Here is a 24,220-nt window from a genome sequence, read left to right as displayed (position 1 = left end):
GTGAGGCGGAAGCGGCGAAAGGGAGTGGGGCAATGTGCCATGGATGCTAATTATATTGAGAACCATTTGCAAGTGTGTGTCGGACCGATGGTAAAAAAGCTAGCTATGTATCGATTTGTTTCCCGATAATCGGATCCCAAACCCGCGGACGGATGTCGAGCCCATGGCCATCAGCAGTTCTCAAACCACCTCCAGCGCAACTACGGCTTCAGGTACCAACCCTCTGGTGATGCGCATCATCGGCTTCTGTGCGCTGGCGCACCTGATCAACGACCTGATCCAGGCCGTGCTGCCGGCGATCTACCCAATGCTCAAGGCCAATTACAACTTGAGCTTTGCCCAGATCGGCCTGATCACTCTGACGTTCCAGATCACTGCGTCGCTGTTGCAGCCGTGGGTGGGCTTTTTCACCGACAAGCGGCCGACGCCGAATCTGCTACCGCTGGGCACCCTGTGCACCTTGGTCGGGATCGTGTTGCTGGCATTTGTTGGCAGCTTCCCGATGATTCTGGTGGCTTCGGCGCTGGTCGGCATCGGTTCGTCAGCATTCCACCCCGAGACATCGCGGATTGCCCGGTTGGCTTCAGGTGGGCGCTTTGGCCTGGCCCAGTCGACCTTCCAGGTCGGCGGTAATGCCGGCTCGGCGCTGGGCCCGCTGCTGGCAGCAGCGATCGTCATTCCGTTCGGCCAGACCCATGTCGCCTGGTTTGGCCTGGCTGGCTTGTTCTTCTTCGGCGTAACCCTGCTGCTGCGCCGCTGGTACAAGGAGCACCTCAACCAGGCCAAGGCGCGCAAGGCGGTAGAAGCGACCCATGGCCTGTCGCGCCAGCGCGTGATTGGTGCATTGGTGGTGCTGGGCTTGCTGGTGTTTTCCAAGTACTTCTACATGGCCAGCTTCACCAGCTATTTCACCTTCTACCTGATCGAGAAGTTCGACGTTTCGGTGGCCAGCTCGCAGTTGCACCTGTTCCTGTTCCTTGGCGCAGTGGCGGCGGGGACGTTCTTTGGCGGGCCGATTGGCGACCGCTTCGGGCGCAAGGCGGTGATCTGGTTCTCGATTCTCGGTGTGGCGCCGTTCACCCTGGCGCTGCCGTATGCCGATCAGTTCTGGACCACCATCCTCAGTGTGGTGATCGGCTTTATCCTCGCTTCGGCATTCTCGGCCATCGTCGTTTACGCCCAAGAGCTGGTGCCGGGCAATGTTGGCATGATCGCCGGGATTTTCTTCGGCCTGATGTTCGGCTTTGGCGGCATCGGCGCGGCGCTGCTGGGCTATGTGGCCGACCTGCGCGGGATCGAATACGTGTATGCGCTTTGTTCGTATCTGCCGCTGTTTGGCCTGCTGGCAATATTGTTACCGTCTACCGGCAAACGCTGACAAGTGCAGTGGGGTCGCAAATGCGGCCTCACTGCAAGTTAATAAGAGTCATTATCAATCTTATTCCTATAGCGCTCACTTTCCCTTAGAATCCGCCCCGCTGGCCGCAACGAGCATTGGGCCTGCGCAAAACAACAATATCTGGCGTAGTGGAGCGGGTCGTGAATTTCAAGAAGAATACGCTTGCCCTGGCTGTGGGCGCTGCCGCGTGCCTGGCAAATAGCGGCTGGGCCGCTGAAACATCGAACGCTGCATCACCAAACGTGGTCGAGATGGCGCCAATCACGGTGACCGGCGAGAAGATCGACCGCACCCTCGAGCAGACCCAGTCCAGCGTTGTGGTCGTCACCGACCAGCAACTGCGCGACAAGGCCGATCACAGCCTGGTTGATGTGTTTGCGCGAACGCCTGGGGTATACAGCCAGGCCGGCAACGAGAACTGGGGCATCCGTGGTGTGCCGGTGTCCGGTTTCGATGACCAAGGGCCGTCGACCATGAACGGTGCCGTGTCGGTCTATATCGATGGCGCTGTGCAGCCGAACCGGGCACTGACCTTGAGCCCGAACCCGCTGTGGGATACCGAGCAGGTCGAGGTGTTTCTTGGCCCGCAGTCCACCACTCAAGGGCGCAACTCGCTGGCCGGTGCAGTGGTGATCAAGACCAAGGATCCGACCTTCGACCCAAGCTTCTCTGCCCAGACCAACGTTGGCAACTACGGTGAGAAAGGCCTGGCCGTTGCTGGTGGTGGCGCCATTGTCGAGGGCAAGGTCGCCGGGCGTATCGCTGTGGACCGCCAGGACGGCGACGGCTATATCGACAATATCGCGCTGGGCAAGGATGCCAACCCGCATCGCACCAGCAATGCCCGCGGCAAGTTGCTGATCCTGCCCAATGACGACCTCGATGTACTGCTGACTTATGCCCACAGCGAGCACCGTCAGGGCGACAACTCGGTCATGCGCGAGAACGACAAAGTCCGCTACTACAAGGTGTCGTCCAATACCCAGGCCTTTGACAACCTCAAGCAGGATACCGTCAGCGCCAAGGTCGACTATCGCCTGAGTGATGCCTGGTCGCTGACCAGCATGACCGTCAACACCCGCTCCGATTACAGCAACCGCCTGGACTTCGACCAGACCGCCGAGAGCAACGACGTCATCCTCCGTGCACACGATGGCAATTTGTTCAGCCAGGAACTGCGGCTGAACTACAGCTCGGATGACGTGAAGAGTTTCATCGGCGCCTATTACGGCCACAGCACCAACAAATTCCATGACCGCCTGTTGTTCGATGACACCTTGTTCGCCACCGTCAAAGGCGACACGACAATCGATAACAAGGCTGTATTCGGTGAGGTCAACTGGACCTTCGCGCCGCGCTGGACGTTGATCACCGGCCTGCGTTACGACCACGAAACCAATGACACCGACGTCAAGCAGGACGACCTGTCCAGTCCGGGGCAAGTCAGTGAATCGTTCAACGCCCTGTTGCCCAAGCTGGGTCTGAACTATGAACTGGCGGTCAATCAGTTCCTCGGCTTCATGGTGCAGAAAGGCTATCGCGGCGGTGGCGTCAACGTGCGCTCCGGCAGTGGTCACGAGTCGTATGACCCGGAATACACCACCAACTATGAGCTGTCCTATCGCGGGACGTTCATGGAAGGCAGCCTGCGCACTCGCGCCAACCTCTATTACACCGACTGGAAAGACCAGCAGGTCAGCGTACGCCAGGACAACAGCAACGTTATCAATGTGTATAACGCCGGTCGCAGCACCATCAAAGGCCTGGAAGTGTTTGTCGAAAAAGACCTCAGCGAGCAACTGACGCTGACCTTGGGTGGCTCGGTCACCGATGGCAAGTACAAGGACTTCGTTGCCGGCAACGGCCAGGACCGCAGTGGCGAGGCGTTCCTCTATGCGCCCAAGTACAAGATGTCGCTGGGCGCGTTGTATCGGGTCAATGAACGGCTTACCTTCAACACTGACCTGACTTACCAAAGCACGGCGCCGTCGCAATACGACTTCAATACCGCGGGCCAGGTTATTGGTGAGCGCAGAAGCGACAACTACGTGCTGGCCAACTTCAGCAGCGAGTACAAGGTCACCAAGAACATCGCGGTGTCCGGCTTTGTCAAAAACGCCTTCGACAAGGAGTACGTGACCAACAACCGTGGCGGCGACATCATCGATGCCGGTGCACCACGTACCTTTGGCCTGGCGCTGCGTTACGACATGTAAGCCTGGAGGCGGTGAAGCGCACGGTTCGCTTCACCGCCCTTGCATGCCCCCGATTGACGCGCTCGCCAGCCTTGGCCTAGAGTGCCGCTTCCTATTTACCTGCGTAGTCGATGCAATGCGCCGTAGTCAGCGTCTCCTCCAAGCCCTTCAGCCTGCAGCCCAGGCCTGTCGGCGTGCCTGGCCGAGCGACACGGTGCTCAAGCGGCGGCGCAGCGTGCTGTTTGCCTTCACCTTCTCGCCACACCTTGCCCTGAACTGATTCGCGCCGCTGCGACCAGCGCCCTTTGCGCCTGGCCATGGGCGCCTGTGTGCAGTCATTTTTCAGGGTTATCAGCCGACGCGGCCGCAGGTGCCGCCGTGCCGGCATGCAAGGAGTGGGTAATGAACATGCGTTTGCTGGCGGGCCTCCTGTTCGCCGTATCGGTCGTGGGTTTTAGCCTCGGGGCGAGCCTGCCGCTGGTGTCGTTGCGGCTGCAGGACAGCGGTGCCAACACCCTGCAGATCGGCATCATGGCGGCGATACCGGCGGCGGGGATGATGCTCTCGGCGTTTCTGGTCGATGCCTGCTGCCGCTACCTGACCCGACGCACCATCTATTTGCTGTGCTTCAGCTTGTGCGCGCTGTCCATCGGCCTGTTGGAGTGGGCGTTCTCATCGATCTGGCTGCTGGCCTTGTTGCGACTGGGGCTTGGCCTGGGCATGGGGATCGCCATCATTCTGGGTGAATCGTGGGTCAACGAGCTGTGCCCGGAGCACAACCGCGGCAAGATCATGGCGCTGTACGCCACCAGTTTTACCGGCTTCCAGGTGCTTGGCCCGGCGATGCTGGCGCTGGTCGGCGCGCACAGCCCGTGGATCACCGGGGTGGTCACGGCCTGCTATGGCCTGGCCCTGCTGTGCATCGTATTGACCGTACCCAACGACCGTGTCGAACACGCTGAAGAAGACGACAAGAGCTTTACCCTGGCTGGTTTCTTCCGGGTTGCGCCGGCGCTGTGTGTGGCGGTGCTGTTCTTCTCGTTCTTCGATGCGGTGGTGCTGTCGTTGCTGCCGGTGTATGCCACCAGTCATGGCTTTGCCGTGGCCGTGGCGGCGCTGATGGTGACCGTGGTGTTTGCCGGCGACATGCTGTTCCAGCTGCCGCTGGGCTGGTTGGCGGATCGGGTCGAGCGCACCGGCCTGCATTTGCTGTGCGGGGTGCTAGCAATGCTGATCGGCATTGGCCTGCCATGGTTGCTGCAGATGAGCTGGCTGTTATGGCCGATGCTGGTGCTGCTGGGCGCGGTGGCTGGCGGCATCTACACCTTGGCGCTGGTGCTGATCGGCCAGCGCTTCAGGGGTCGCGACCTGGTCACGGCAAATGCCAGCGTCGGCCTGCTGTGGGGCGTCGGCAGCCTGATCGGGCCGCTGCTCAGCGGCGCCGCGATGGGCGCCGCACCGCATGGTCTGCCGATGGCGCTGGCACTGATGGCAGGGCTGTTCGTGTGCTTTGCCCGGCAGTCGTACCGCCGCGCTGGCAAGCTCAAGGCAGCCGCCGAGTAAGCGCTCGGCGAAGGCTCAGAAGCTACCGCGCAGGGTCACCGAGACGTTGCGCGGATCACCCCAGTAATAGCCGGTTGGCGTCGGCGCGACCTGGCGGTAGTACTTCTTGTCGAAGATGTTGTTGGCGTTGAGCTGCAGCGAGTACTGCTGGTTGAAGCGGTAGTTGACCATGCCGTTGTATACCGCATAGCCCGCCTGCGACGCTTCTACCGTGCCATTGCGGTTGTAGATATCGCTCTGCGCCTGCACCCCGCCGCCAATGGTCCACGCCTCCAGCTCGCCCGGCAGGCGGTAGCTGGTGAACAGGCGCAACATACGCTTGGGGTCGGTGGTGCGGATCGGGTTGCCGGTGCTGTTGCTGGTGTCCTTCAGGTACTCGGTGGTGTTGTAGGTGTAGCCACCGCCGACGTTCCAGCCCGGCAGCACTTCACCGGAAATCTCCAGCTCGAAGCCCTGGCTGCGGTTCTTGCCGGCAGCGACCTTGCAGTAGCCGCTGGTGTAGTTGGGCAGGCACGGGTTAGGCCCGCTGATGTCATCCAGGGCGTTGCCGACCTGATAGATGCGGAAGAACGCCAGCGAGGTATTCAACCGCCCTTCGTAGAACTCACCCTTGATCCCGGTCTCGTAGGCTTCACCAGTAGTCGGCTCGAGCACCGCGCCGCTGACCCCGGTGGCGGTCTGCGGGTTGAAGATCTCGGTATAGCTGGCGTAGGTACTGAAGTTGTCGTTGATGTCATAACTCAGCGCGGCATACGGCACGATCTTGTTGTCGACGGCGAACTTGCCGTTGGATTTGACGTTGTTTTCCTGCTCGTAGTCGTACCAGTTGTTGCGCGCGCCGATGATCGCTGTAAGCGGCTCGGCCAGGGAAATGCGCCAGGTGGCATAGGCCGCCTGCTGGGTGGTACGGGTGCGCACCGGGTGCGCGAAGATGGTGATATCCGGCTCCGGCAGGCTGGTCTTCGAGTCCCAGTTGCGCAGATCGAACTGCCCGGAGGCGACGTTGTTGGTTGCCGAAGCGTAGGAGTCGTTGCGGATCCGTTCGACGCCGAGCATCAATTCATGGGTGCGACCGAGCAGCTCGAACGGGCCGTTGAGGGTGGCGCTGAGGTTGTTCTGGATGCTCTCGCCGCCATCTCCTTCGGTGACCTGGTAATTCATCAGGTAGGGATTGCTGGTGCCAGTGGGCCGGCTGAAGTAGGTCTGCTTGAAACCGTGGTCGTCAAGCTCAAAGTGCGTACGCTGGGCCATCAGCTTGAGCTTCCAGTCATTGTCGAAGCGGTGCTCCAGCTCGGCGAAAGTCTGCAGATTGCTGCGGTCCCAGCGGTTCCAGTCCGAACCCAGATAGGTGCTGCGGCCAAACGGCAGCGGCTTGCCGTCGAAGTCGGCGGGCAGGTTGCCCCAGGCGCCGGTGGCGTCGAGCTTGGTCCATTCCAGGCCGGTGGTCAGCGTGGTGCTGTCGCTGAGGTCGAAGGCGAGTACGCCGTACAGCACCTCTTTGCGCTCCATGCGCGAGTTCTGGAAGTGATCCTTGTCGTCGTGCACGGCAATCATCCGCCCACGTACGTTGCCGGTTTCGGTCAGCGGGCCGGACACATCGGCCACATAGCGCTGCGCATCCCAGCTGCCCAGGGTCACGCTGCCTTCACCCTGAAACTCGGCAGTAGGGCGCTTGCGCACCAGGTTGACCGTACCAGACGGGTTGCCGGCACCGCGCAGCATGCCGGTGGCGCCGCGCAGGATCTCGGCGCGGTCGATGATCGCCGAGTCGCTCTGGATGAACGAGCCACCGCCGCTGCCTTGCACCACGGTGGCGCCGTCGTACTGAATTGCGTCGATCGCGTAGCCGCGGGAGTAGTACTGCACGCGCTCGCTGTCGGTCATGTTCACCACCACGCCCGGGGTCTGCTCGAGCAGATTGGTCAGGTTGGTGATGTTCTGGTCGTCGATCCGTTGGCGCGTGACCACCGTGACCGACTGCGGCGTGCGGCGGATGCTCTGGGCGGTTTTGCCGACGGTCACCGCGCCGGTAGTGTAGGAGCCGGAATGCTCGGTAGTTTCGCCCAGACGGTCGCTTGAGATGCTGGTAGCGCCCAACTCGAGCGCGCCGCCGGCGTCGATTGCCGGGATCAGCAGGAAGCTGCTGGCGCTCTCCTGCTGGACCTGCACGTCACTCCCCTGCAGTACGATCGACAAGGCCTGGGCGTTGTCATACCGGCCTTGCACGCCTCGGGTAGTCTTGCCTTGCAGGCTGTTGGCGTCGAACGACAGACTCAGGCCGCCTTGCCGGGCCAACTGGTCCAGTGCGCTGGCCAGCGGGCCGGCGGTGATGTTCCAGTCCCGTTGCTGGTTCTGACTGACGGGGGCGGCCTGGACCAGCACTGGCAGAGCGGCGGCGCTCAGGCCGAGGCCGAGCAGGGCGGCCTGCACGGCATGCCGCAGGCGATCGGGGCGGTGGGGACGGCGGTGAATCATGCAGCGCTCCTGAAGATTATCAAGTCCACTTTTCGGGCTTTGTTCCTTCAGGCCGAGCGAGAATGAGATTCCACCTCATTTATTTTTGGGTTTTTTCAGGCAGCGTCAATGCTGACCCAGTAGCGTGTGCGGTAGTCGACGCGCAGCGGCAGGGTGCGCGCCAGCAGCAGCAGAATTTGTTCGGTATCGGCCAATTGGTAGGTACCGGACACCCTCAACCGAGCAACCTCATCTGCACAGCGCAACAACCCTGGCCGGTAGCGCGACAGCTCGCTGATGAACTCGCCAAGGGGCATCTGCTGCACGCTGAGCACACCGTCGGTCCAGGCCCAGGGATCGCCATGCAGTTGCACCGCTGACGCGGCGCCAGACATCGACAATTGCACGACCTGGCCCGCCTGTACCTGTCGCAACGGGTTGCTCTGCGAGTCAACAGTGACTGAGCCACGACGCACCGCCAGCAACAAGCCGGCGTCGTTTTCGCGCAACAGCAATTGCCCGTTCTGCGTGCTCAGCTGACCCACCCGGGTACTGACGATGAAAGGCCGGTTATCGTCGCCATTGCTGTCCAGTGTCAGCTCGCCACGCAGCAGGCTCAATTGGCGTTGCGCGCTGCTGTAGCGCAGGTCGATGGCGCTGGCGGTGTTGAGCTGGATCATGCTGCCGTCGCTGCCTTGCACCTGGCGTTGCTCGCCGGTGCCGGTACTGCTGTCGGCGAGCAGTGCCTGCAGGCCGAGGGGTTCACGCGCCGCCCAGCCGAGACTGCCGCCAACCGCCAGCACAGCCATCAGCTTGAGCTGATCGCGGCGGCTGATGCGCTGCCGACGGCTGCCATCGAGGGTACGCCGGCTCAAGTCGCTGGGCAGGCCGGCCAGCTCTTCGCTCAGCTCGCTGACCCGTTGCCAGGCCAGGGCATTATGCGGATGGCTGGCAAGCCATTGCTGGAACTGGCGCTGGGTGCGTGCACTTGGCTCGTCGAAACGCAGCTTGACCAGCCAGTCGATGGCCTGATCGACCTGGGCCTGCGCCGGCGTGCGCTCAGAGGTCGGCATAGCGCAACCGGTAGCAGACGCCAAGTGCCTTGGCCAGGTCGCGTTCGATGGTGGCGCGGGAAACCTCCAGGCGCATGGCGATTTGGGTAATGCTCAGGCCATCCAGCTGTGCCAGCAAAAACGCCTGGCGCACCCGCGGCTTGAGTTGCTGCAGGGCGCGATCCAGGCGTTCGAGGGTATCGATAATGATCAGCCGGTACTCTTCGCTGGGCGCTTCGCCCTCGGGCAGGCAGGCCAGGCTGTCCTGAAAGGCTCGCTCCAGCGCACGTCGGCGAAACTGATCGATCATCAGGCCACGGGCGATGCTGCTCAGATAAGCGCGGGGTTCCTTCAGCGGTGATACCTGGCGTGCCCGCAACAGGCGGACGAAGGTGTCCTGAGCCAGGTCGGCAGCGTTTTCCATGCAGCCGACTCTAGTCCGCAGCCAGCCACGCAGCCAGGCATGGTGGGTTTGATAGAGCAGATCGACCTCGGACGGCTTGAGCGTGTCGTTCATCTGCATCGGATCAATGGCCCTGAACTAGAGTTAAATGCGTTTGTTAATGGTTCTCAATTCTATGGGTGAAGTAGGGTTCAGGTAAAGGCCTGGGCTAAGATGGGCGATCAGGCTCAACACAGGTTTTTGCCAATGATTGTGTCCGACCTCAGCGCGGCGGGGCTGCAGCAGGCCAGCGTTCATCTGGCAAGCATTGATCCTGACTGGGCCCGCCATGTTGCGACGATAGGCCCTTGCCTGCATCGCGCTACGCCCGGGCGGGAGCCCTATGAGGCGTTGGTGCGGGCGATTGCCTACCAGCAGTTGCACGCGCGCGCGGCCGAGGCGATCTTGCAGCGGATGCTCGCGTTATACCCGGAAGCGGCGTTTCCCAGCCCTCAGCAGTTGCTGGCGACCACTCCGTTGGCGCTGCGCGGGTGTGGTTTTTCGGCGAACAAGTTGACCACTGTGCAGGGCATCGCCCAGGCCCGCCTCGACGGCCTGGTGCCAAGCCGGGCCGAGGCGCTGGGTATGGCCGATGACGAATTGATCGAGCGGCTGGTGACGTTGCGTGGAGTCGGCCGCTGGACGGTAGAGATGCTGCTGATCTACTGCCTGGAGCGCTCGGATATCCTTCCGGTCGATGATTTTGGTGTGCGCGAGGGTTATCGGCGCATCAAGGGTCTGGACAAGGCGCCGACGCCTGCGCAGATGCGCGCGTTGGCACTACCCTTGAGCCCCTATCGGACGGCTGCGGCGTGGTATCTATGGCGTGCGGTAGGCTGACCAGTGGAACAAGCGCAAGAATCGGAGTGATCGCTGGCAGAGGCTCTGCCACGCTTTGCCCATCCCAGCCAGGAGACTGCGACATGCACCCTGTCGACACTACCAGCGCCCGGCGTACCGCATTGATTGCGCGCGCCTGCCGCCTGATCGAAACCAGTGACACCCTGCCCAGCCTCGACCAACTGGCGGTCGAGCTCGCGGTCAGCCGGTTTCATCTGCACCGCCTGTTCAAAGCCGAGACCGGCCTTACCCCCAAGGCCTATGCTTCTGCGTTTCGCGCGCAGCGCCTGCGCGAGCGCTTGCAAGGCGAGGCAGTGACCGTGACCGAAGCGCTGTTCGATGCCGGCTACAACTCCAACAGCCGCTTTTACGAAGGCGCCGGCCAACGCCTGGGCATGTTGCCCAAGCAGTACCGCGCACGTGGTGCAGGCGCGACCATCTACTTTGCCGTTGGTCAGTGCGCGCTGGGGGCCATTTTGGTGGCGCAGAGTGCGCGTGGTGTCTGCGCGATATTTCTTGGCGATGACCCTGCGCAGTTGCTCAATGATCTGCAGGATCAGTTCGCCAACGCCGAACTGATCGGTGCAGACAACCGCTTCGAGCAGTTGATCGCGCAGGTAGTGGGCTTTGTTGAACAACCCGCACTGGGCCTTAACCTGCCGCTGGATGTGCAGGGCACGGCGTTTCAGGAGCGGGTCTGGCAGGCCTTGCGTGAAGTCCCGGCAGGCCAGCGCGTCAGCTATACCGACATCGCCGAGCGCATCGGTGCGCCAAAAGCCGTGCGGGCGGTAGCACTCGCTTGTGCAGCCAACCGCATCGCCGTGGCCATCCCCTGTCACCGGGTCGTTCGCCGTGACGGTGATCTGAGCGGCTACCGCTGGGGAGTTGAGCGTAAACGGCAGTTGCTGGAGCGAGAAACGGCACTTCCCTAAGCCGGCAAGCGGCGTAGAATTCGCCGCCAGCAGAGTCTGTCTATAGGTGATTTCGATGAGCCGTGTAAGCCTTGACCGTTTGTGTGTGGGGTTACTGGCCCTGCTTATGTGGGTGGCGACCCCAGCCTGGTCGGCAGGCGCTACGCCGGTATCGCAACTGCTGGCCGGTGAGATGCCGGCGCTGGAGGAAAACGCCAGCCTGGAGCAGTTGACCGATCGGCTCGACCAGATCCGCCAGGGGGTCACCAGCAATGCCAACGACGACCAGCTGTCGCAGCTGCGTCAGGCAGCCATGCAGGTGCAGCGCCAGGCCGATGCGCTGACCACCATACGCACCACCGACATCAGCCGCCTGGATGATCAGCTCAAGGTGCTTGGCGATGTGCTGCCCGACGAGGGCGAAAGCATCACCCGCCAGCGTCAGCAGCTCACCAGTGACAAGAAGAAGCTACTGGCCGAGCAGAAGAACGCCACCCAACTGACCCAGTCAGCGCGTGACTTGTCGACCCAGATCGTCAATCTGCGCCGCAGCCAGTTCAACTCGCAGGTCACCAGCCGCGCCGCCAGCCCGCTGAGCCCGGCGTTCTGGTCGAGCATGATTCGCCCGACCGACGATGACGTCGCCCGCTTGCAGGCCTTGAAGACCGAGGCCAGTGATGCCCTGGCCAGCGCGCTCAGCCCTGAACACCGCTGGCTGTTCATCGCCAGCCTGGTCGCCGCGCTGCTGGTATGGACATTGGCGCGTTTGCTGGTCGAGCGTCTGCTGGCCGATGCGATGGTCCGTTGGTTGCCTGAAGGCCGCCTGCGCCGCAGCGCCCTGGCGCTGGGCGTCAGCCTGGCCACGCTGGCGACCATTGCGGGTTCGGTGTCGCTGGTGCGCTGGGGGCTGGAGACCAGCGCCGAGCTGGGCGCCGATATCGCCAGCCTGATCAACCACGTGCTGACGCTGGTGGTGTTCAGTGCCTTCATCACCGGCCTGGGCCGGGCCATGCTGATGCTGCAGCGGCCGTCCTGGCGGCTGCCGCCGATCCCCGACGAAGTGGCCAGCGCGCTGGGCTGGTTTCCCAAGGTGCTGGCCGTAGCGCTGATGGTGCTGTTGACCCAGGAGCGGATCAACAGTGTGATTGGCACCAGCCTGGCGTTGACCGTTGCCACCAATGGTCTGACCGCTCTGGTGGTGTCACTGGTGTTCTTCGCCGCCTTGGTGCGCTACCGCCGCACCCGACGCAAGCACCAGATCGAGCGACCAACCGGCCTCGCCGGGCTGATCCCGTTCGTGATCGTGGTCTGGGTGTTGCTGATCCTGCTGGCATTGCTGGCGGGCTACCTGACCTTGGCGTACTTCCTCGCGGCGAAAATGCTCTGGATCAGCGTGGTCGTCACCTGCGCCTACCTGCTGGTGACGGTATTCGGCGACCTCTGCGAAACCCTGCTCTCGCCACGCCAGCCTGGTGGCCTGGCGTTGGCTTCGACGCTCGGCTTGAAGCCGCGTCATCAGGCCCAGGCCAGCACTGTTCTGGCTGGCATCGGCCGCACCCTGCTGCTGTTCCTCGCGGCGCTGCTGGCGCTGATGCCGTCCGGCACCAGCCCCAGCGAGCTGCTGATGAGCCTGGCTGATTGGGACGGCAGCGGCGGCAAGGTGCTCGGCAATCTGAACATCGTGCCGCAAGATATTTTCATCGCCGTGGCGATGTTCCTCGGTGGGCTGTTCGCCATTCGAGTGGTCAAGCGCTGGCTGAGCGAGCGGCTGCTGCCCGAGACCGACATGGACGCCGGCATGCGTGCCTCGCTGGTGACCCTTGTCGGCTACCTGGGCTTCCTGTTCCTGGCGATGCTGGTGATGACGACCCTGCGCATCAACCTGACCAGCCTGACCTGGGTGGTCAGTGCGTTGTCGGTGGGTATCGGTTTCGGTCTGCAGCAGATCGTTCAGAACTTCATCTCCGGCCTTATCCTGCTCACCGAGCGCCCGGTCAAGGTGGGCGACTGGGTCAGCCTGGCTGGCGTCGAAGGCGATATCCGCCGGATCAACGTGCGCGCCACCGAGATCCAGATGTCCGACCGTTCGACGGTGATCGTGCCGAATTCGCAGTTCATCTCGCAGAACGTGCGCAACGTGACCATGGGCAATGCGCTGGGGGTGGTGGGTATCACCCTGACCCTGCCGCTGGAAACCGACCCTGATCAGGTGCGTGACCTGCTGATGGCGGCGTACCACGAGCACGAGGCGATTCTGGATGCGCCGGCACCCTCGGTGACGTTCAAGGACCTTACCGCCAGCGGCATGACGCTGAGCATCAGCGGCTATGTGGCCAGCCCGCGGCAGGTCTCCGGCACCCGCAGCGACCTGCTGTTCACCGTGCTCGGCCGGTTGCGCGATGCCGACATTCCGCTGTCTTCGCCGCAGAGCATGGTGCTGGTGCAGGAAGCGCCCAAGCCCGCCGACGAACCCGCCTGATCGTGGTAGCGGCGCGCCCCTTGCCGGCCAAGGGGCGCGTCGGCTAGCCCAGGCAGCGGGTCACATGCTTGACTGCCTGATAGGCCGACAACCCCCATGGCCCCAGCTCGCGGCCAATGCCGCTGGCCTTCGTACCGCCCCAGGACGTTTCGACGAATACCGCTTGCACCGAGTTGATCCAGACATGGCCGACTTCAAGGCTGTCGGCGACCCGCTCGGCGCGCTGCAGGTCGTTGGAGCATACGGTAGCCACCAAGCCGAAGCGGCTGTCATTGGCATGCTCGATTGCCTGCTGTTCGGTGCTGAACCGCTGCGCGCAGAGCACCGGCCCGAAGATCTCTTCCTGCCACAGGCGGCTGCTCGCGGGCACATCGACATACAGCGTCGGGCTGACAAACCAGCCATCACGATCCACTGCCTTGCCGCCGGCCATACAGCGCAAACCTTCATCGCGGGCACTGGCAAAGTAACCCGCCACCTTCAGCCACTGCGCCTGGCTGGTCAGCGGGCCCATGTCGACCTCTTCGCGTGATGGATTACCCACCCGCAGTTGCGTCAGGGCGCTCTGCAGCTGGCTTAGCAGCGCGTCGGCGATGCCTTCCTGCACCAACAGACGTGAGGTCGCCGAGCACATCTGGCCGGCGTTCCAGGTGATGCCGGCGATGATCCAGTCAACCGCCTGCTGCACGTCGCAGTCGTCGAACACGATGATTGCCGACTTGCCGCCCAGCTCCAGTGTCAGCGGCCGGCAGTGCGCCGCCGAGGCACGCATGACCTGGCTGCCGACGCCATTGCTGCCGGTGAATGACAGCTTGTCCAGGCCGGGGTGGCCGCTGAGCGCGGCGCCAGTTTCGGCTTTGCCGTTGACGATGTTCAGCACGCCTGCGGGCAGGCCGATCTGACTGGCGATTTCGCCGTAGGCCAGCTCCGCCAGTGGCGTGACTTCGGAGGGCTTGAGCACCACCGTGCAGCCTGCCGCCAGGGCAGGGGCGAGCTTCCAGGCGCTGGTGACCAGCGGGAAGTTCCACGGCACGATCAAGCCGACCACACCGATCGGTTCCAGCCGCGTACGCGAGGTGAAGCCTGGCACTGCCAAGGGTACTTCGCGGTTGCTCGCCGGGGATTGCTCGGCCAGCGCTGCGTAATAGGTGAAGGTCGCAACGGCGTCATCGAGGTCGACTTCAGCCTCGTGGCGGGGTTTGCCGTTGTTGCACATCTGCAGGGCGATCAACGCTTCACGACGCGCCGTCAGCTGCTCGGCGAAGCCGTGCAAGAGGCGGGCACGTTCACTTGCCGGGGTGGCTTTCCAGGCCGGCAGCGCCTGTCGCGCGGCGGTAACCGCTAGGTCAACCTGGGCCGTGCTGGCGGCCATCAGCTCGGCGAACGGCACGCCCAGCGCGGGGTCGTGGACGGTGATGCAGTCAATGCCTTGGCCTTCGACCCAGCAGCCATCGATGTAGTTGAACGTGTTCATGGGCAGATTCCAGTCAGGCCATTTCGGCGGCAGAAGTTACCGGTTGTGGCGCGCTGTTTCTGCAGCGCACCCAGCGCGGGCCGTTCGGCCCATACACGCCAGCGGGTTCGGGGAACAGTCTGAGCAGGCTCAGGTAGAGCAGGGCGGCGATGCCGAGAGTTACCGGCAGGCTCACGTCGATACCGCCGGCCAGTTCACCCAACGGCCCAACGAACTGCCCTGGCAGGTTGACGAAGCACAGGCCCAGCGCTGCGCTGGGCAGCCAGGCGCCCATGCCGCGCCAGTTCCAGCCATGCAGAAACCAGTAGTGGCCGCCGCGCTGGCCGCGGGTGAACACTTGCAGGTCATCGGCGTGGTAGAAGCCACGACGGGTAATCAGGCCGAGGATCATGATCACCATCCACGGGCTGGTGCAGGTGATGATCAGCACGGCGAAGGTCGACACGCTCTGCACCAGGTTGAAGGTAAAGCGGCCAAGGAAGATGAAGCCGATTGCTGCCACGCCAATCAGCAAGGTGGCTGCGGCGCGGCTGAGCAGCCGCGGGAACACGCTGGACATGTCCAGCCCGGTGCCATACAGCGCGGTGGTACCGGTCGACATGCCGCCGATTACCGCAATCAGGCACACCGGCAAGAAGAACCAGCTCGGCGAAATCGCCAGCAGGCCGCCAACATAGTTGTTGGCAGCGATGTAGTCAGGCGCCTGGCTGGCGACCAGTGTGGCCGTGCACAGGCCGAACAGAAACGGGATCAAGGTGGCGGCCTGGGCGCAAATCACGGCCAGCATGATCCGCGCTTTTGGCGTTTCGCGCGGAATGTAGCGTGACCAGTCGCCGAGAAACGCGCCGAACGACACCGGGTTGCTCATGGCCAGGATCGCCGCGCCGACAAACGCCGCCCAAAAGCCTGCCTGGCCGACATTGACGCTACCCGCGTAGCCCGCATCGAAGGGCCCGGCGAAGGCGAAGATGCCCAGCAGAAACAGCAGACTCGATGCCCACACGGCGATCTTGTTGACCCACAGCATGAAGCGAAAGCCGTAGATGCACACCACCAGCACCAGCACCGCGAACAGGCCGTAGGCCAGGCCCAGTGTCACGTCGGTTTCCGGCAATCCGACCAGGCGCTTGGCGCCGCCGACCAATGCATCGCCGGAACTCCACACCGACAGTGAAAAGAACGCCACGGCGGTCAGCAGTGACAGCAACGAGCCGACGATGCGCCCGTGCACGCCGAAGTGCGCGCCGGAGGAGACTGCATTGTTGGTGCCGTTCAGCGCACCGAACAGGCCCATCGGGGCAAGAATCAAGGCGCCGACACCAACACCCAGCAAAATCGCCCAGAACCCGGCCTGGAACGACAGGCCGAACAGCACCGGGAAGCTGCCGAGCACGGCAGTGGCAAAGGTATTGGCGCCGCCGAAAATCAGGCGAAACAGATCCAGCGGGGTGGCATGGCGTTGCGCGTCGGGGATTTGCTCGACGCCATTGCTCTCGATACCGGTCGAGTGGCTCATGTTGATGCTCCAGCGCGGTTGTTGTGGTCGGCGCAAGGCGCGGACGCTTTTATGGGTGCGTTGGCAGGTGCGGCAGGGCCGCAAGGGTTACCGCTGGCTCAGGCTGGCGAAACCACCGAAAGGTGTTCATGGCACGCGAGCCAGCGGGTGTTGTGGCGGCGGAACAGGATGGTCTCGCGCTCGGCCAGTTGTTGTTCTTCACCGTTGATAGTGATGCGGGTGGCGACGCTGTGGATGAAGATTGCCAGGTCGCCCTGCAGGGAGATGGTGGCGTTGCTCGATTGGCAATCGAGCACTTTGAAGCCTTCCTCTTGCCACTGTTGCCAAAGGGCTTGGTAGGCCTGGCGCGAGCGCAGCGGCTGGGGGAGGGTATGGAAGACGAAGGTTGCATCTTCGCTGAAACAGGCGAAGTAGCGCTCGGTGTCGTTGCTGGCGAAGGCGGCTACCAGCTCGGCGGCGGCCTGGCTTATCTGGAGGGTCTGGTCCACTGCGGTGGTCTCACGGTTATTGTGATTATGGTGGTGGGAGTTTGCGCAGGGTTGGAGGGGGGAAGAATCTGCGGGGTGAAATAATTAGTTCAGGGATTTGTGAAGTGATTTTGGGGGATGGGGGTTGTGTGTTGTACCGTGAGGGTAGGCGCCGGTTGGCTTGCGAGTATCTTACTGTTGCAATGGGCTTATCGGTGTTTGTGGTGGTAGGGCCAATAGGTCACCGAGCGGGATAGCCGGGGCCGCTTTGCGGGAGAGTGTCAGATTTTTTGTGTGCGGGCCGGTAATGGCCTGCCGCTGGGCAGGCCGGGCTTTTACCAGGTCGGCCTGATAAATCGGTCGCCGTACAGAATCGCAAATTGATTCATCGCATTTTTCCAATCATGCGCCGCCGAGCCCCAGTTTGCCGTAATGTTGCGAAGCCCAAGCCAGATCAGCTTGGTCGCTGCGTCATCAGTCGGGAAGTGGCCTCGCGTTTTGATGATCTTGCGTAGCTGGGCGTTGATGCTTTCGATAGCGTTGGTCGTATAGATCACTTTTCGAATGGCAGGTGGGAAGACAAAAAATGGGATCACTCGATCCCAAGCTCGTCTCCAGGCCGCCACGACCGCTGGGTACTGCTTTCCCCAAGGGCCATTTTCAAAGGCACCCAGTGCTTCCTCAGCCGCTTCTGCGGTGATGGCCTGATAGACCGGTTTAAGCGCCTTGGCCAGCTCACGGCGCTTATCCCACGCCGCATAATCGAGGCTGTTGCGGATCAAGTGGACGATGCAGGTTTGCAGCGTTGTCGCCGGAAACACTGCACTTAGCGCCTCTGGCATGCCTTTGAGACCGTCGGTAACGGCTATCAGCACGTCTTCTACGCCGCGGGTCTTGAGGTCGTTGAATACCTTCATCCAAAACTTCGCACCCTCAGTGTTTTCGATCCAGATGCCAAGAATATCGCGCGTTCCATCGGGTAAAACACCCAGCGCTAAGTAAATCGCCTTGTTGCGGACAAGGCCTTCTTCGCGGATCTTGACCCGCAGCGCATCGAAGAAAATGACTGGGTACATCGGCTCAAGCGGTCGCTGTTGCCACGCACCAATTTCCTCCATCACCTCGTCAGTGACTGAGCTGATGAAGTCATGGGAAACGTCCGTCCCGTATTGCTCAGAGAGGAAAGCGCGGATTTCTCGAACGGTCATGCCTCGGGCATACATGGCGATGATCTTGTCATCAAAACCGGTGTAACGCCGCTCATGCTTGGGGATCAGAATGGGGGCAAAACTGCCATCCCGATCACGGGGAATCTCCAGCCGCAGCGGGCCATCCCCTGTCAAAACCGTCTTGCCCGTTTTGCCGTTGCGCTGGTTGGTTTCATCCTCTGGGCGCTGCGCGCCCGGCGGATACCCCAGGTGGTGACCGAGCTCAGCACTCAATGCTCGCTCAATCAAAGCCTTCTTGAAGGCCGCAGAAGCGTCTTCGATAGCCTCTGCGGTCATCAGCCCTTCACCGAACTGCTCGAGCAGCTCCTTGGGGATTTTTGGTAGGTCACGCAGGGGTTTCTTTTTGGTTGGCATACATGCACCTCTTACTCATGTTATGCCCGAACACAAAATTTCTGACACCCCCCTTTGCGGCCCTTTCGCGACACAAGGCCGCTCCCACAGGTCATTGATCACTGGCCATGGCGGCCTTGCAGGCGCAAACCACTCAGCTACGCCGATACACCACAGCACTCCAATACCCACTATCACCGGACGCCTGCCGCACCCAGCCTGCAGCCCGCAACCGCTTGCCAATAAACCGATTCATGATCCCGTGCCCAACCAACAACACCGGCCCACCCTCAGCCATCGACTGCAACCGCCGAGCCCCGTCATCCGCCCGCGCACCGGCCGCCTTGGCCGACTCAACCCCAGCCGAATAGCCGCACAACCAGAGCACCCGCAGCACAGCCGCCCAGATAAACGGCGAAAGCTTCGCCAACCGCCCACGGCCACCGGGCAACTGCGCCTCGCAGAACACCGCATCAACCACAGCAGGCTCGACCCCAAGCGCCTGCGCTGAGCTCAGCGCTCGCGGCGCGCTGCTGCAGACAACTACCTGCGACCCGGTCGCCAACTGCACGCTGGCAGCAGGTGCCGGATCCTGGGTGATGAGTGAACGATCATAGTCTTCGATCCAACTCCGCATATCACCGAGGGCAACTCGACCGGTCACAGCCAGTTGCGGCTGGCCATGACGCATAAGAATAATCTGCTGTTCCATGCTGCTCTGCTTCCTTGTTGAATTCGCCACAAAAAAAATCCGACGCCAAGGCATCGGATTTTTCACATCAACCTGAAACCAATCAGACGTTGAAGCGGAAGTGCATCACATCGCCGTCTTTGACGATGTAATCCTTACCTTCCAGGCGCCACTTGCCTGCTTCCTTGGCGCCGCTCTCACCTTTGAACTGGATGAAGTCGTCATAGGCGACTACTTCAGCACGGATGAAGCCTTTCTCGAAGTCGGTGTGGATCACGCCAGCCGCCTGCGGTGCGGTAGCACCGATGCGCACGGTCCAGGCGCGCACTTCCTGCACGCCGGCGGTGAAGTAGGTCTGCAGGTTGAGCAGCTCGTAACCGGCGCGAATCACCCGGTTCAGGCCAGGCTCTTCCAGGCCCAGGGCTTCGAGGAACATGTCCTTCTCTTCGCCGTCATCGAGCTCGGCAATCTCGGCCTCGATCTTGTTGCATACCGGCACCACCACTGCGCCTTCTTCTTCAGCAATCGCGCGCACTACATCAAGGTGCGGGTTGTTGTCGAAGCCGTCTTCAGCAACGTTGGCGATGTACATCACCGGCTTGCTGGTCAGCAGATGGAAGCCACGGATCACGGCCTTCTCGTCGTCAGCCATGGTCTTCATCAGGCTGCGCGCTGGTTTGCCTTCAGTGAAGTGCGGGATCAGCTTCTCGAGGATGGCCTTCTGCGCGAGGGCCTCCTTGTCACCGCCCTTGGCATTGCGGGTGACTTTCTGCAGTTGCTTCTCGCAGCTGTCGAGGTCGGCGAAGATCAGCTCGAGGTCGATGATCTCGATGTCACGCTTGGGGTCGACGCTGTTGGAGACGTGAATCACGTTCTCGTCTTCGAAGCAGCGCACCACGTGGGCGATGGCGTCGGTCTCGCGGATGTTGGCGAGGAACTTGTTGCCCAGGCCTTCACCTTTGGAGGCACCAGCAACCAGGCCGGCGATGTCGACGAACTCCATGGTGGTCGGCAGGATGCGGTTCGGCTTAACGATTTCAGCCAGAGCCGCGAGGCGCGCATCCGGCATCGGCACGATACCGCTGTTCGGCTCGATGGTGCAGAAGGGGAAGTTCTCAGCCGCGATGCCGGACTTGGTCAGCGCGTTGAACAGGGTGGACTTGCCGACGTTGGGCAGGCCGACGATGCCGCAATTGAAACCCATGGAAATTCCCCTCTTGGTGAGATCAGGCCTTCTGGCTGTGCAGCTCGCGCATGGCCTTGGCGAAGTCGCCGGCGAGCACGTCCGGCAGCACGCCGAGGGCAAAGTCGATGCTGGCGTCGAGCTTGTCCTGTTCGGCGCGCGGTGCGCGGCCAAGGACGAAGTTGGAGACCAGCTTGGCGTCACCTGGGTGGCCGATGCCAAGCCGCAGGCGATGGAAGTCGTTCTGGTTGCCGAGTTGCGCGATGATGTCGCGCAGCCCGTTGTGCCCACCGTGGCCGCCACCTCGTTTAAGTTTGGCGACGCCCGGGGGCAGGTCGAGTTCGTCGTGAGCCACCAGAATGGCCTCCGGTTTGATCCGGAAGAAATTGGCCAAGGCCGCCACGGACTGGCCGCTGCGGTTCATGTAGGTGGTGGGGATCAACAGACGAACGTCGTTGCCCTGATGGCTGAATTTTGCCGTCAGGCCGAAATATTTGCGATCAGCAGTGAGTGAAACCCGCTGGGCGCTGGCAATGCGTTCAACGAAAAGAGCCCCTGCGTTATGCCGGGTCTGTTCGTATTCGGGGCCGGGGTTACCCAGGCCGACGATCAACTGGATGGCGGTCACGTAGGGGCTCTTCCTTGGAGTTGGTGGGTCACAGTGCTGGGCACTGTAACCCGGTCAACACCGGCGCGCCGAGTAGATTACTCAGCAGCGCCTTCTTCAGCGTCAGCAACAACGCGCGGAGCGTGAACGTTGGCAACAGCTTTGTCATCACCGTGGGCCAGAGCAACGAACTCTACGCCTTTAGGAGCTTTCAGGTCCGACAGGTGGATGATGGTGCCGATTTCAGCGTTAGCCAGGTCAACTTCGATGAACTCTGGCAGGTCTTTGGCTTCGCAGGAAACTTCGATCTGAGCTTCAACGTGCGAGATCTCGCCGCCTTTCTTGATCGGTGCTTCTTCGTTGATGAAGTGCACTGGAACCTGAGCGGTCAGTTTCTGGCCAGCGACAACACGGATGAAGTCGGCGTGCATGATGAACTGCTTGACCGGGTGACGCTGCAGAGCCTTGACGATGACGTTCTGCTTGGCGCCGTCAACGTTCAGCTCGATCACGTGGCTGAAGGCAGCTTCGTTTTCGAACAGCTTGGCGATTTCCTTCAGAACGAAGGTCACGGACTCAGCTTCTTTGTTGCCACCGTAGATGACGGCAGGGATGCTCTGCGTGTGACGCAGGCGGCGGCTCGCACCTTTCCCCAGGTCAGTACGCTTGATTGCGTTCAGGGTAAAATCAGTCATTTTGTTTCTCCAAAATAGCCAGCACCCGCAGGCGTTTGCGACCAGCGCCAAACGGGGTGGGCAAAAAAGCCCCGCCCCGACATAAGGGTCGGGGCGGGGCGCTTTTCGTCAACGGGGTTCCGCTTAGCGGAACATCGCGCTGATCGATTCTTCGTTGCTGATGCGGCGAACCGCTTCAGCGACAACCGGTGCAATATCCAACTGGCGGATACGGTCACAGGCTTGAGCAGCGGCCGACAGCGGAATGGTGTTGGTCACCACCAGCTCGTCGAGTACCGACTTCTCGATGTTCTCGATCGCTCGGCCCGACAGAACCGGGTGCGTGCAATAGGCGTAAACCTTGGCAGCGCCGTGTTCTTTCAGAGCCTTGGCCGCGTGGCACAGTGTGCCGGCGGTGTCGACCATGTCGTCTACCAGGATGCAAGTGCGCCCTTCGACGTCGCCGATGATGTGCATCACTTCGGAGTGATTGGCCTTTTCACGGCGTTTGTCGATGATACCCAGATCGACACCCAGCGACTTGGCTACAGCCCGTGCACGCACGACGCCACCGATGTCTGGGGAGACGATCATCAGGTTCTCGAAACGCTGGTCTTCGATATCGTCGACCAATACGGGCGAGCCGTAGATGTTGTCGACCGGGATATCGAAGAAACCCTGGATCTGGTCAGCGTGCAGGTCGACAGTGAGAACACGGTCGATACCCACGACAGTGAGCATGTCAGCGACAACCTTGGCGCTGATGGCTACACGTGCCGAACGCGGACGGCGGTCCTGGCGGGCGTATCCGAAGTAAGGAATCACGGCGGTGATTCGGGAGGCTGAGGAGCGGCGGAAGGCGTCGGCCATCACTACCAGTTCCATCAGATTATCGTTGGTCGGAGCGCAAGTCGGCTGAATGATGAAGACGTCTTTACCGCGGACGTTTTCATTGATCTCAGTGCTGATCTCACCGTCGGAGAACTTACCGACAGAAACATCACCAAGTGGGATATGCAGCTGACGTACGACACGTCGAGCCAGATCGGGGTTAGCGTTCCCCGTAAAGACCATCATCTTGGACACGCGCAGTACCTGAAGGCTGAGGGTATACCTGGATGAGTATAGGAAAATGGCAGGGGCGGCTGGATTCGAACCAACGCATGGCAGGATCAAAACCTGCTGCCTTACCGCTTGGCGACGCCCCTGTATCTGTTGCTGCGAGTACTGTGTACTCGACTTCTAGAGCAGACTCTGTAGCTTGCGATGCAACATCGAAACGTTGCTTCCTTTTGCCACAAACCCTGTTTGAGTCTCTGAAAGAAGGGCCAGAACTTTATCAGCTTCGGCTTTGCTTGGGAAGGCCCCAAACACGCAACTTCCAGTACCGGTTAATCGAGCTTCAGTATATTTACCAAGAAGATTCAGCGCATTGCGAACTTCCGGGTAACTTTGCTCTACCACCGGTTGGCAGTCATTTCGACTGTTTCCCTCGGGAACGGGGCGCATCTTAAGGGGGAGGGAATCACGTGTCAACTGCGGATGTGAAAAAATTTCCGCTGTGCTGACAGACACTTGCGGCACCAGCACGACATACCACGGCTCGACCGGATCGACCGGGGTGAGCTGCTCGCCAACCCCTTGGGCGAAGGCTGCATGGCCGCGCACGAACACCGGTACATCGGCGCCCAGGCTCAGTCCCAGCGCAGCCAGGCGATCAAGGTCCCAGCCCAGTTGCCACAGATGGTTGAGGCCGAGCAGGGTGGTCGCGGCGTCGGAGCTGCCGCCGCCAATGCCGCCGCCCATGGGCAGAAGCTTCTCCAGCCAGATATCCACACCTTGAATGCAGCCTGACTGCTGCTGCAATTGGCGCGCAGCGCGCACGATCAGGTTGCTGTCGTGGTCGACTCCGGGGACGTCCGTCTGCAGGCGCACCTGATCGTCGTCGCGCAGGGCAAAGCGCAACTGGTCAGCGTGGTCAAGAAACTGAAACACGGTTTCCAGCTCATGGTAACCGTCATCGCGGCGGCCAATGATATGCAGCCACAGGTTCAGCTTGGCCGGTGCCGGCAGGCTCAGCGTGGTCATCGATCAATGCCCCAGTTGCCGCGGTTGCCAGTCCTTGACCACCAGGGTGACGTCGATGTCCTTGCCATGCAGCTTGATTCGCTCTGGCAGCCAGTAGCCATTCTGCTCGGTGTAGCTCAGGTACTGCACTTGCCAGCCATCCTGGTTCAGGCTGGCCAGGCGGCTGTCCTGGTCAAGAGTCAGTTGGCTCTTGCTGTCGGGGGCGGGCAGGCCGCGCACCCACCAGACCAGATGCGACACCGGCAATTCCCAGCCAAGCTGTTCGGCGAGAAGGGCTTCCGGGCTTGGCGCTTCATAGCGGCCCTGGTTTGCTACCTCCAGCACCACGCCGCCGGGGCGACCGGTCAGACGCGCCGCACCGCGGCCGAGCGGACCAGCCAGGCGGATGTCGTAGTAATCCTGGCGCTGCAGCCAGAACAAGGTGCCGCTACCGGAGTCCTTGGGCGCGCGGATGCCGACCTTGCCGTTGATCTGCCAGCCGTCGAGGCTGCTCAGCTGTTGTTTGTGTTGACGCCACAGTTGTGGGTCGCCCTGGCCCTGTACGGCTTCACGACGACCAAAGCTGCTGCAGCCAGCGAGCACGGCGATCAGGGTAAAGGTAAGGCAATGACGCAAAAACATGG

Annotated in this window: 19 protein-coding genes, 1 tRNA gene and 1 pseudogene; 6 read left to right on the top strand and 15 right to left on the bottom strand. The window is 61.8% G+C overall.

Annotated features, from left to right (window positions below):
- Positions 1-163: 163 nt before the first annotated feature.
- The 3 genes from HU736_RS13685 (at position 164) to HU736_RS13675 (ending at position 5,157) form a co-directional block, all read left to right on the top strand.
- Entirely contained in the window at positions 164-1,378 is a 1,215-nt protein-coding gene (locus tag HU736_RS13685; protein WP_186701379.1) for an MFS transporter, read from the top strand.
- Between the two features lie 161 nt (positions 1,379-1,539).
- Positions 1,540-3,615: a TonB-dependent receptor gene (locus HU736_RS13680; protein ID WP_186701380.1), complete on the top strand. Its 2,076-nt coding sequence runs from the start codon at positions 1,540-1,542 to the stop codon at positions 3,613-3,615.
- Between the two features lie 381 nt (positions 3,616-3,996).
- Positions 3,997-5,157 (top strand): MFS transporter, encoded by a 1,161-nt coding sequence (locus HU736_RS13675; protein WP_103436017.1) that lies wholly within the window; start codon positions 3,997-3,999, stop codon positions 5,155-5,157.
- A gap of 15 nt (positions 5,158-5,172) precedes the next feature.
- Here HU736_RS13675 and HU736_RS13670 read toward each other — a convergent pair whose 3' ends face one another.
- The 3 genes from HU736_RS13670 to HU736_RS13660 form a co-directional block, all read right to left on the bottom strand.
- The gene (locus HU736_RS13670; protein WP_186701381.1) at positions 5,173-7,632 is read right to left on the bottom strand and encodes a TonB-dependent siderophore receptor; all 2,460 of its coding nucleotides are present in this window, start codon (positions 7,630-7,632) and stop codon (positions 5,173-5,175) included.
- 95 nt (positions 7,633-7,727) lie between these two features.
- On the bottom strand, positions 7,728-8,684 hold the full coding sequence (locus HU736_RS13665) for a FecR domain-containing protein (protein ID WP_103436019.1): 957 nt from the start codon (positions 8,682-8,684) through the stop codon (positions 7,728-7,730).
- Positions 8,671-9,186, bottom strand: coding sequence for a sigma-70 family RNA polymerase sigma factor (locus tag HU736_RS13660; RefSeq protein WP_186701382.1), 516 nt, complete (start codon positions 9,184-9,186; stop codon positions 8,671-8,673). Before HU736_RS13660 ends, HU736_RS13665 begins: the two co-directional genes overlap by 14 nt.
- A gap of 126 nt (positions 9,187-9,312) precedes the next feature.
- On the opposite strand from HU736_RS13660, the gene HU736_RS13655 reads away from it, so the two are divergent.
- The 3 genes and pseudogenes from HU736_RS13655 (at position 9,313) to HU736_RS13645 (ending at position 13,335) form a co-directional block, all read left to right on the top strand.
- Positions 9,313-9,945 (top strand): DNA-3-methyladenine glycosylase family protein, encoded by a 633-nt coding sequence (locus HU736_RS13655; RefSeq protein ID WP_103436021.1) that lies wholly within the window; start codon positions 9,313-9,315, stop codon positions 9,943-9,945.
- A gap of 128 nt (positions 9,946-10,073) precedes the next feature.
- Positions 10,074-10,877: pseudogene (gene ada / locus HU736_RS13650) on the top strand (bifunctional DNA-binding transcriptional regulator/O6-methylguanine-DNA methyltransferase Ada); the annotation flags it as partial.
- A gap of 55 nt (positions 10,878-10,932) precedes the next feature.
- On the top strand, positions 10,933-13,335 hold the full coding sequence (locus HU736_RS13645; RefSeq protein ID WP_186701384.1) for a DUF3772 domain-containing protein: 2,403 nt from the start codon (positions 10,933-10,935) through the stop codon (positions 13,333-13,335).
- Between the two features lie 43 nt (positions 13,336-13,378).
- Here HU736_RS13645 and HU736_RS13640 read toward each other — a convergent pair whose 3' ends face one another.
- The 12 genes from HU736_RS13640 to lolB form a co-directional block, all read right to left on the bottom strand.
- Entirely contained in the window at positions 13,379-14,809 is a 1,431-nt protein-coding gene (locus tag HU736_RS13640) for an aldehyde dehydrogenase family protein (RefSeq protein WP_103436024.1), read from the bottom strand.
- 13 nt (positions 14,810-14,822) lie between these two features.
- Positions 14,823-16,325 carry a purine-cytosine permease family protein gene (locus tag HU736_RS13635; RefSeq protein WP_186701385.1) on the bottom strand — a complete coding sequence of 501 codons (1,503 nt, stop codon included), beginning with the start codon at positions 16,323-16,325 and terminating at the stop codon, positions 14,823-14,825.
- Positions 16,326-16,423: 98 nt separating this feature from the next.
- A complete protein-coding gene (locus HU736_RS13630; RefSeq protein WP_186701386.1) occupies positions 16,424-16,813 on the bottom strand; it encodes a nuclear transport factor 2 family protein in 390 nt (129 codons plus the stop codon).
- A gap of 314 nt (positions 16,814-17,127) precedes the next feature.
- On the bottom strand, positions 17,128-18,375 hold the full coding sequence (locus HU736_RS13625) for an IS256 family transposase (RefSeq protein WP_105642849.1): 1,248 nt from the start codon (positions 18,373-18,375) through the stop codon (positions 17,128-17,130).
- A 133-nt stretch (positions 18,376-18,508) separates the two neighbouring features.
- Positions 18,509-19,066 (bottom strand): histidine phosphatase family protein, encoded by a 558-nt coding sequence (locus tag HU736_RS13620; RefSeq protein ID WP_186701488.1) that lies wholly within the window; start codon positions 19,064-19,066, stop codon positions 18,509-18,511.
- Positions 19,067-19,148: 82 nt separating this feature from the next.
- Positions 19,149-20,249 carry a redox-regulated ATPase YchF gene (ychF, locus tag HU736_RS13615; RefSeq protein ID WP_103436028.1) on the bottom strand — a complete coding sequence of 367 codons (1,101 nt, stop codon included), beginning with the start codon at positions 20,247-20,249 and terminating at the stop codon, positions 19,149-19,151.
- A 22-nt stretch (positions 20,250-20,271) separates the two neighbouring features.
- Positions 20,272-20,856, bottom strand: a complete 585-nt coding sequence (gene pth, locus HU736_RS13610; RefSeq protein WP_103436029.1) for an aminoacyl-tRNA hydrolase — start codon at positions 20,854-20,856, stop codon at positions 20,272-20,274.
- Between the two features lie 77 nt (positions 20,857-20,933).
- Positions 20,934-21,530, bottom strand: a complete 597-nt coding sequence (locus HU736_RS13605) for a 50S ribosomal protein L25/general stress protein Ctc (RefSeq protein WP_150570046.1) — start codon at positions 21,528-21,530, stop codon at positions 20,934-20,936.
- Between the two features lie 123 nt (positions 21,531-21,653).
- On the bottom strand, positions 21,654-22,595 hold the full coding sequence (locus tag HU736_RS13600) for a ribose-phosphate pyrophosphokinase (RefSeq protein WP_099773531.1): 942 nt from the start codon (positions 22,593-22,595) through the stop codon (positions 21,654-21,656).
- 47 nt (positions 22,596-22,642) lie between these two features.
- A tRNA-Gln gene (locus HU736_RS13595) sits at positions 22,643-22,717 on the bottom strand.
- 34 nt (positions 22,718-22,751) lie between these two features.
- Positions 22,752-23,597, bottom strand: a complete 846-nt coding sequence (gene ispE, locus HU736_RS13590; protein ID WP_103436031.1) for a 4-(cytidine 5'-diphospho)-2-C-methyl-D-erythritol kinase — start codon at positions 23,595-23,597, stop codon at positions 22,752-22,754.
- Between the two features lie 3 nt (positions 23,598-23,600).
- Positions 23,601-24,218, bottom strand: coding sequence for a lipoprotein insertase outer membrane protein LolB (lolB, locus tag HU736_RS13585; RefSeq protein ID WP_186701487.1), 618 nt, complete (start codon positions 24,216-24,218; stop codon positions 23,601-23,603).
- Positions 24,219-24,220: the final 2 nt, after the last annotated feature.

The sequence above is a fragment of the Pseudomonas shirazensis genome (genome assembly GCF_014268785.2).
Lineage (GTDB): Bacteria > Pseudomonadota > Gammaproteobacteria > Pseudomonadales > Pseudomonadaceae > Aquipseudomonas > Aquipseudomonas shirazensis.
The sequence above is the reverse complement of the archived record's forward strand: the minus strand, read 5'-3'. Positions and strand labels throughout refer to the sequence as shown.

Bases quoted from the DNA above. Each gene is read 5' to 3' on its own strand.
- HU736_RS13685 (WP_186701379.1), top strand. From the start codon at position 164: ATGGCCATCAGCAGTTCTCAAACCACCTCCAGCGCAACTACGGCTTCA.
- HU736_RS13675 (WP_103436017.1), top strand. From the start codon at position 3,997: ATGAACATGCGTTTGCTGGCGGGCCTCCTGTTCGCCGTATCGGTCGTG.
- HU736_RS13670 (WP_186701381.1), bottom strand. From the start codon at position 7,632: ATGATTCACCGCCGTCCCCACCGCCCCGATCGCCTGCGGCATGCCGTG.
- HU736_RS13665 (WP_103436019.1), bottom strand. From the start codon at position 8,684: ATGCCGACCTCTGAGCGCACGCCGGCGCAGGCCCAGGTCGATCAGGCC.
- HU736_RS13660 (WP_186701382.1), bottom strand. From the start codon at position 9,186: ATGCAGATGAACGACACGCTCAAGCCGTCCGAGGTCGATCTGCTCTAT.
- HU736_RS13655 (WP_103436021.1), top strand. From the start codon at position 9,313: ATGATTGTGTCCGACCTCAGCGCGGCGGGGCTGCAGCAGGCCAGCGTT.
- HU736_RS13645 (WP_186701384.1), top strand. From the start codon at position 10,933: ATGAGCCGTGTAAGCCTTGACCGTTTGTGTGTGGGGTTACTGGCCCTG.
- HU736_RS13640 (WP_103436024.1), bottom strand. From the start codon at position 14,809: ATGAACACGTTCAACTACATCGATGGCTGCTGGGTCGAAGGCCAAGGC.
- HU736_RS13635 (WP_186701385.1), bottom strand. From the start codon at position 16,325: ATGAGCCACTCGACCGGTATCGAGAGCAATGGCGTCGAGCAAATCCCC.
- HU736_RS13625 (WP_105642849.1), bottom strand. From the start codon at position 18,375: ATGCCAACCAAAAAGAAACCCCTGCGTGACCTACCAAAAATCCCCAAG.
- HU736_RS13620 (WP_186701488.1), bottom strand. From the start codon at position 19,066: ATGGAACAGCAGATTATTCTTATGCGTCATGGCCAGCCGCAACTGGCT.
- ychF (WP_103436028.1), bottom strand. From the start codon at position 20,249: ATGGGTTTCAATTGCGGCATCGTCGGCCTGCCCAACGTCGGCAAGTCC.
- HU736_RS13605 (WP_150570046.1), bottom strand. From the start codon at position 21,530: ATGACTGATTTTACCCTGAACGCAATCAAGCGTACTGACCTGGGGAAA.
- ispE (WP_103436031.1), bottom strand. From the start codon at position 23,597: ATGACCACGCTGAGCCTGCCGGCACCGGCCAAGCTGAACCTGTGGCTG.
- lolB (WP_186701487.1), bottom strand. From the start codon at position 24,218: ATGTTTTTGCGTCATTGCCTTACCTTTACCCTGATCGCCGTGCTCGCT.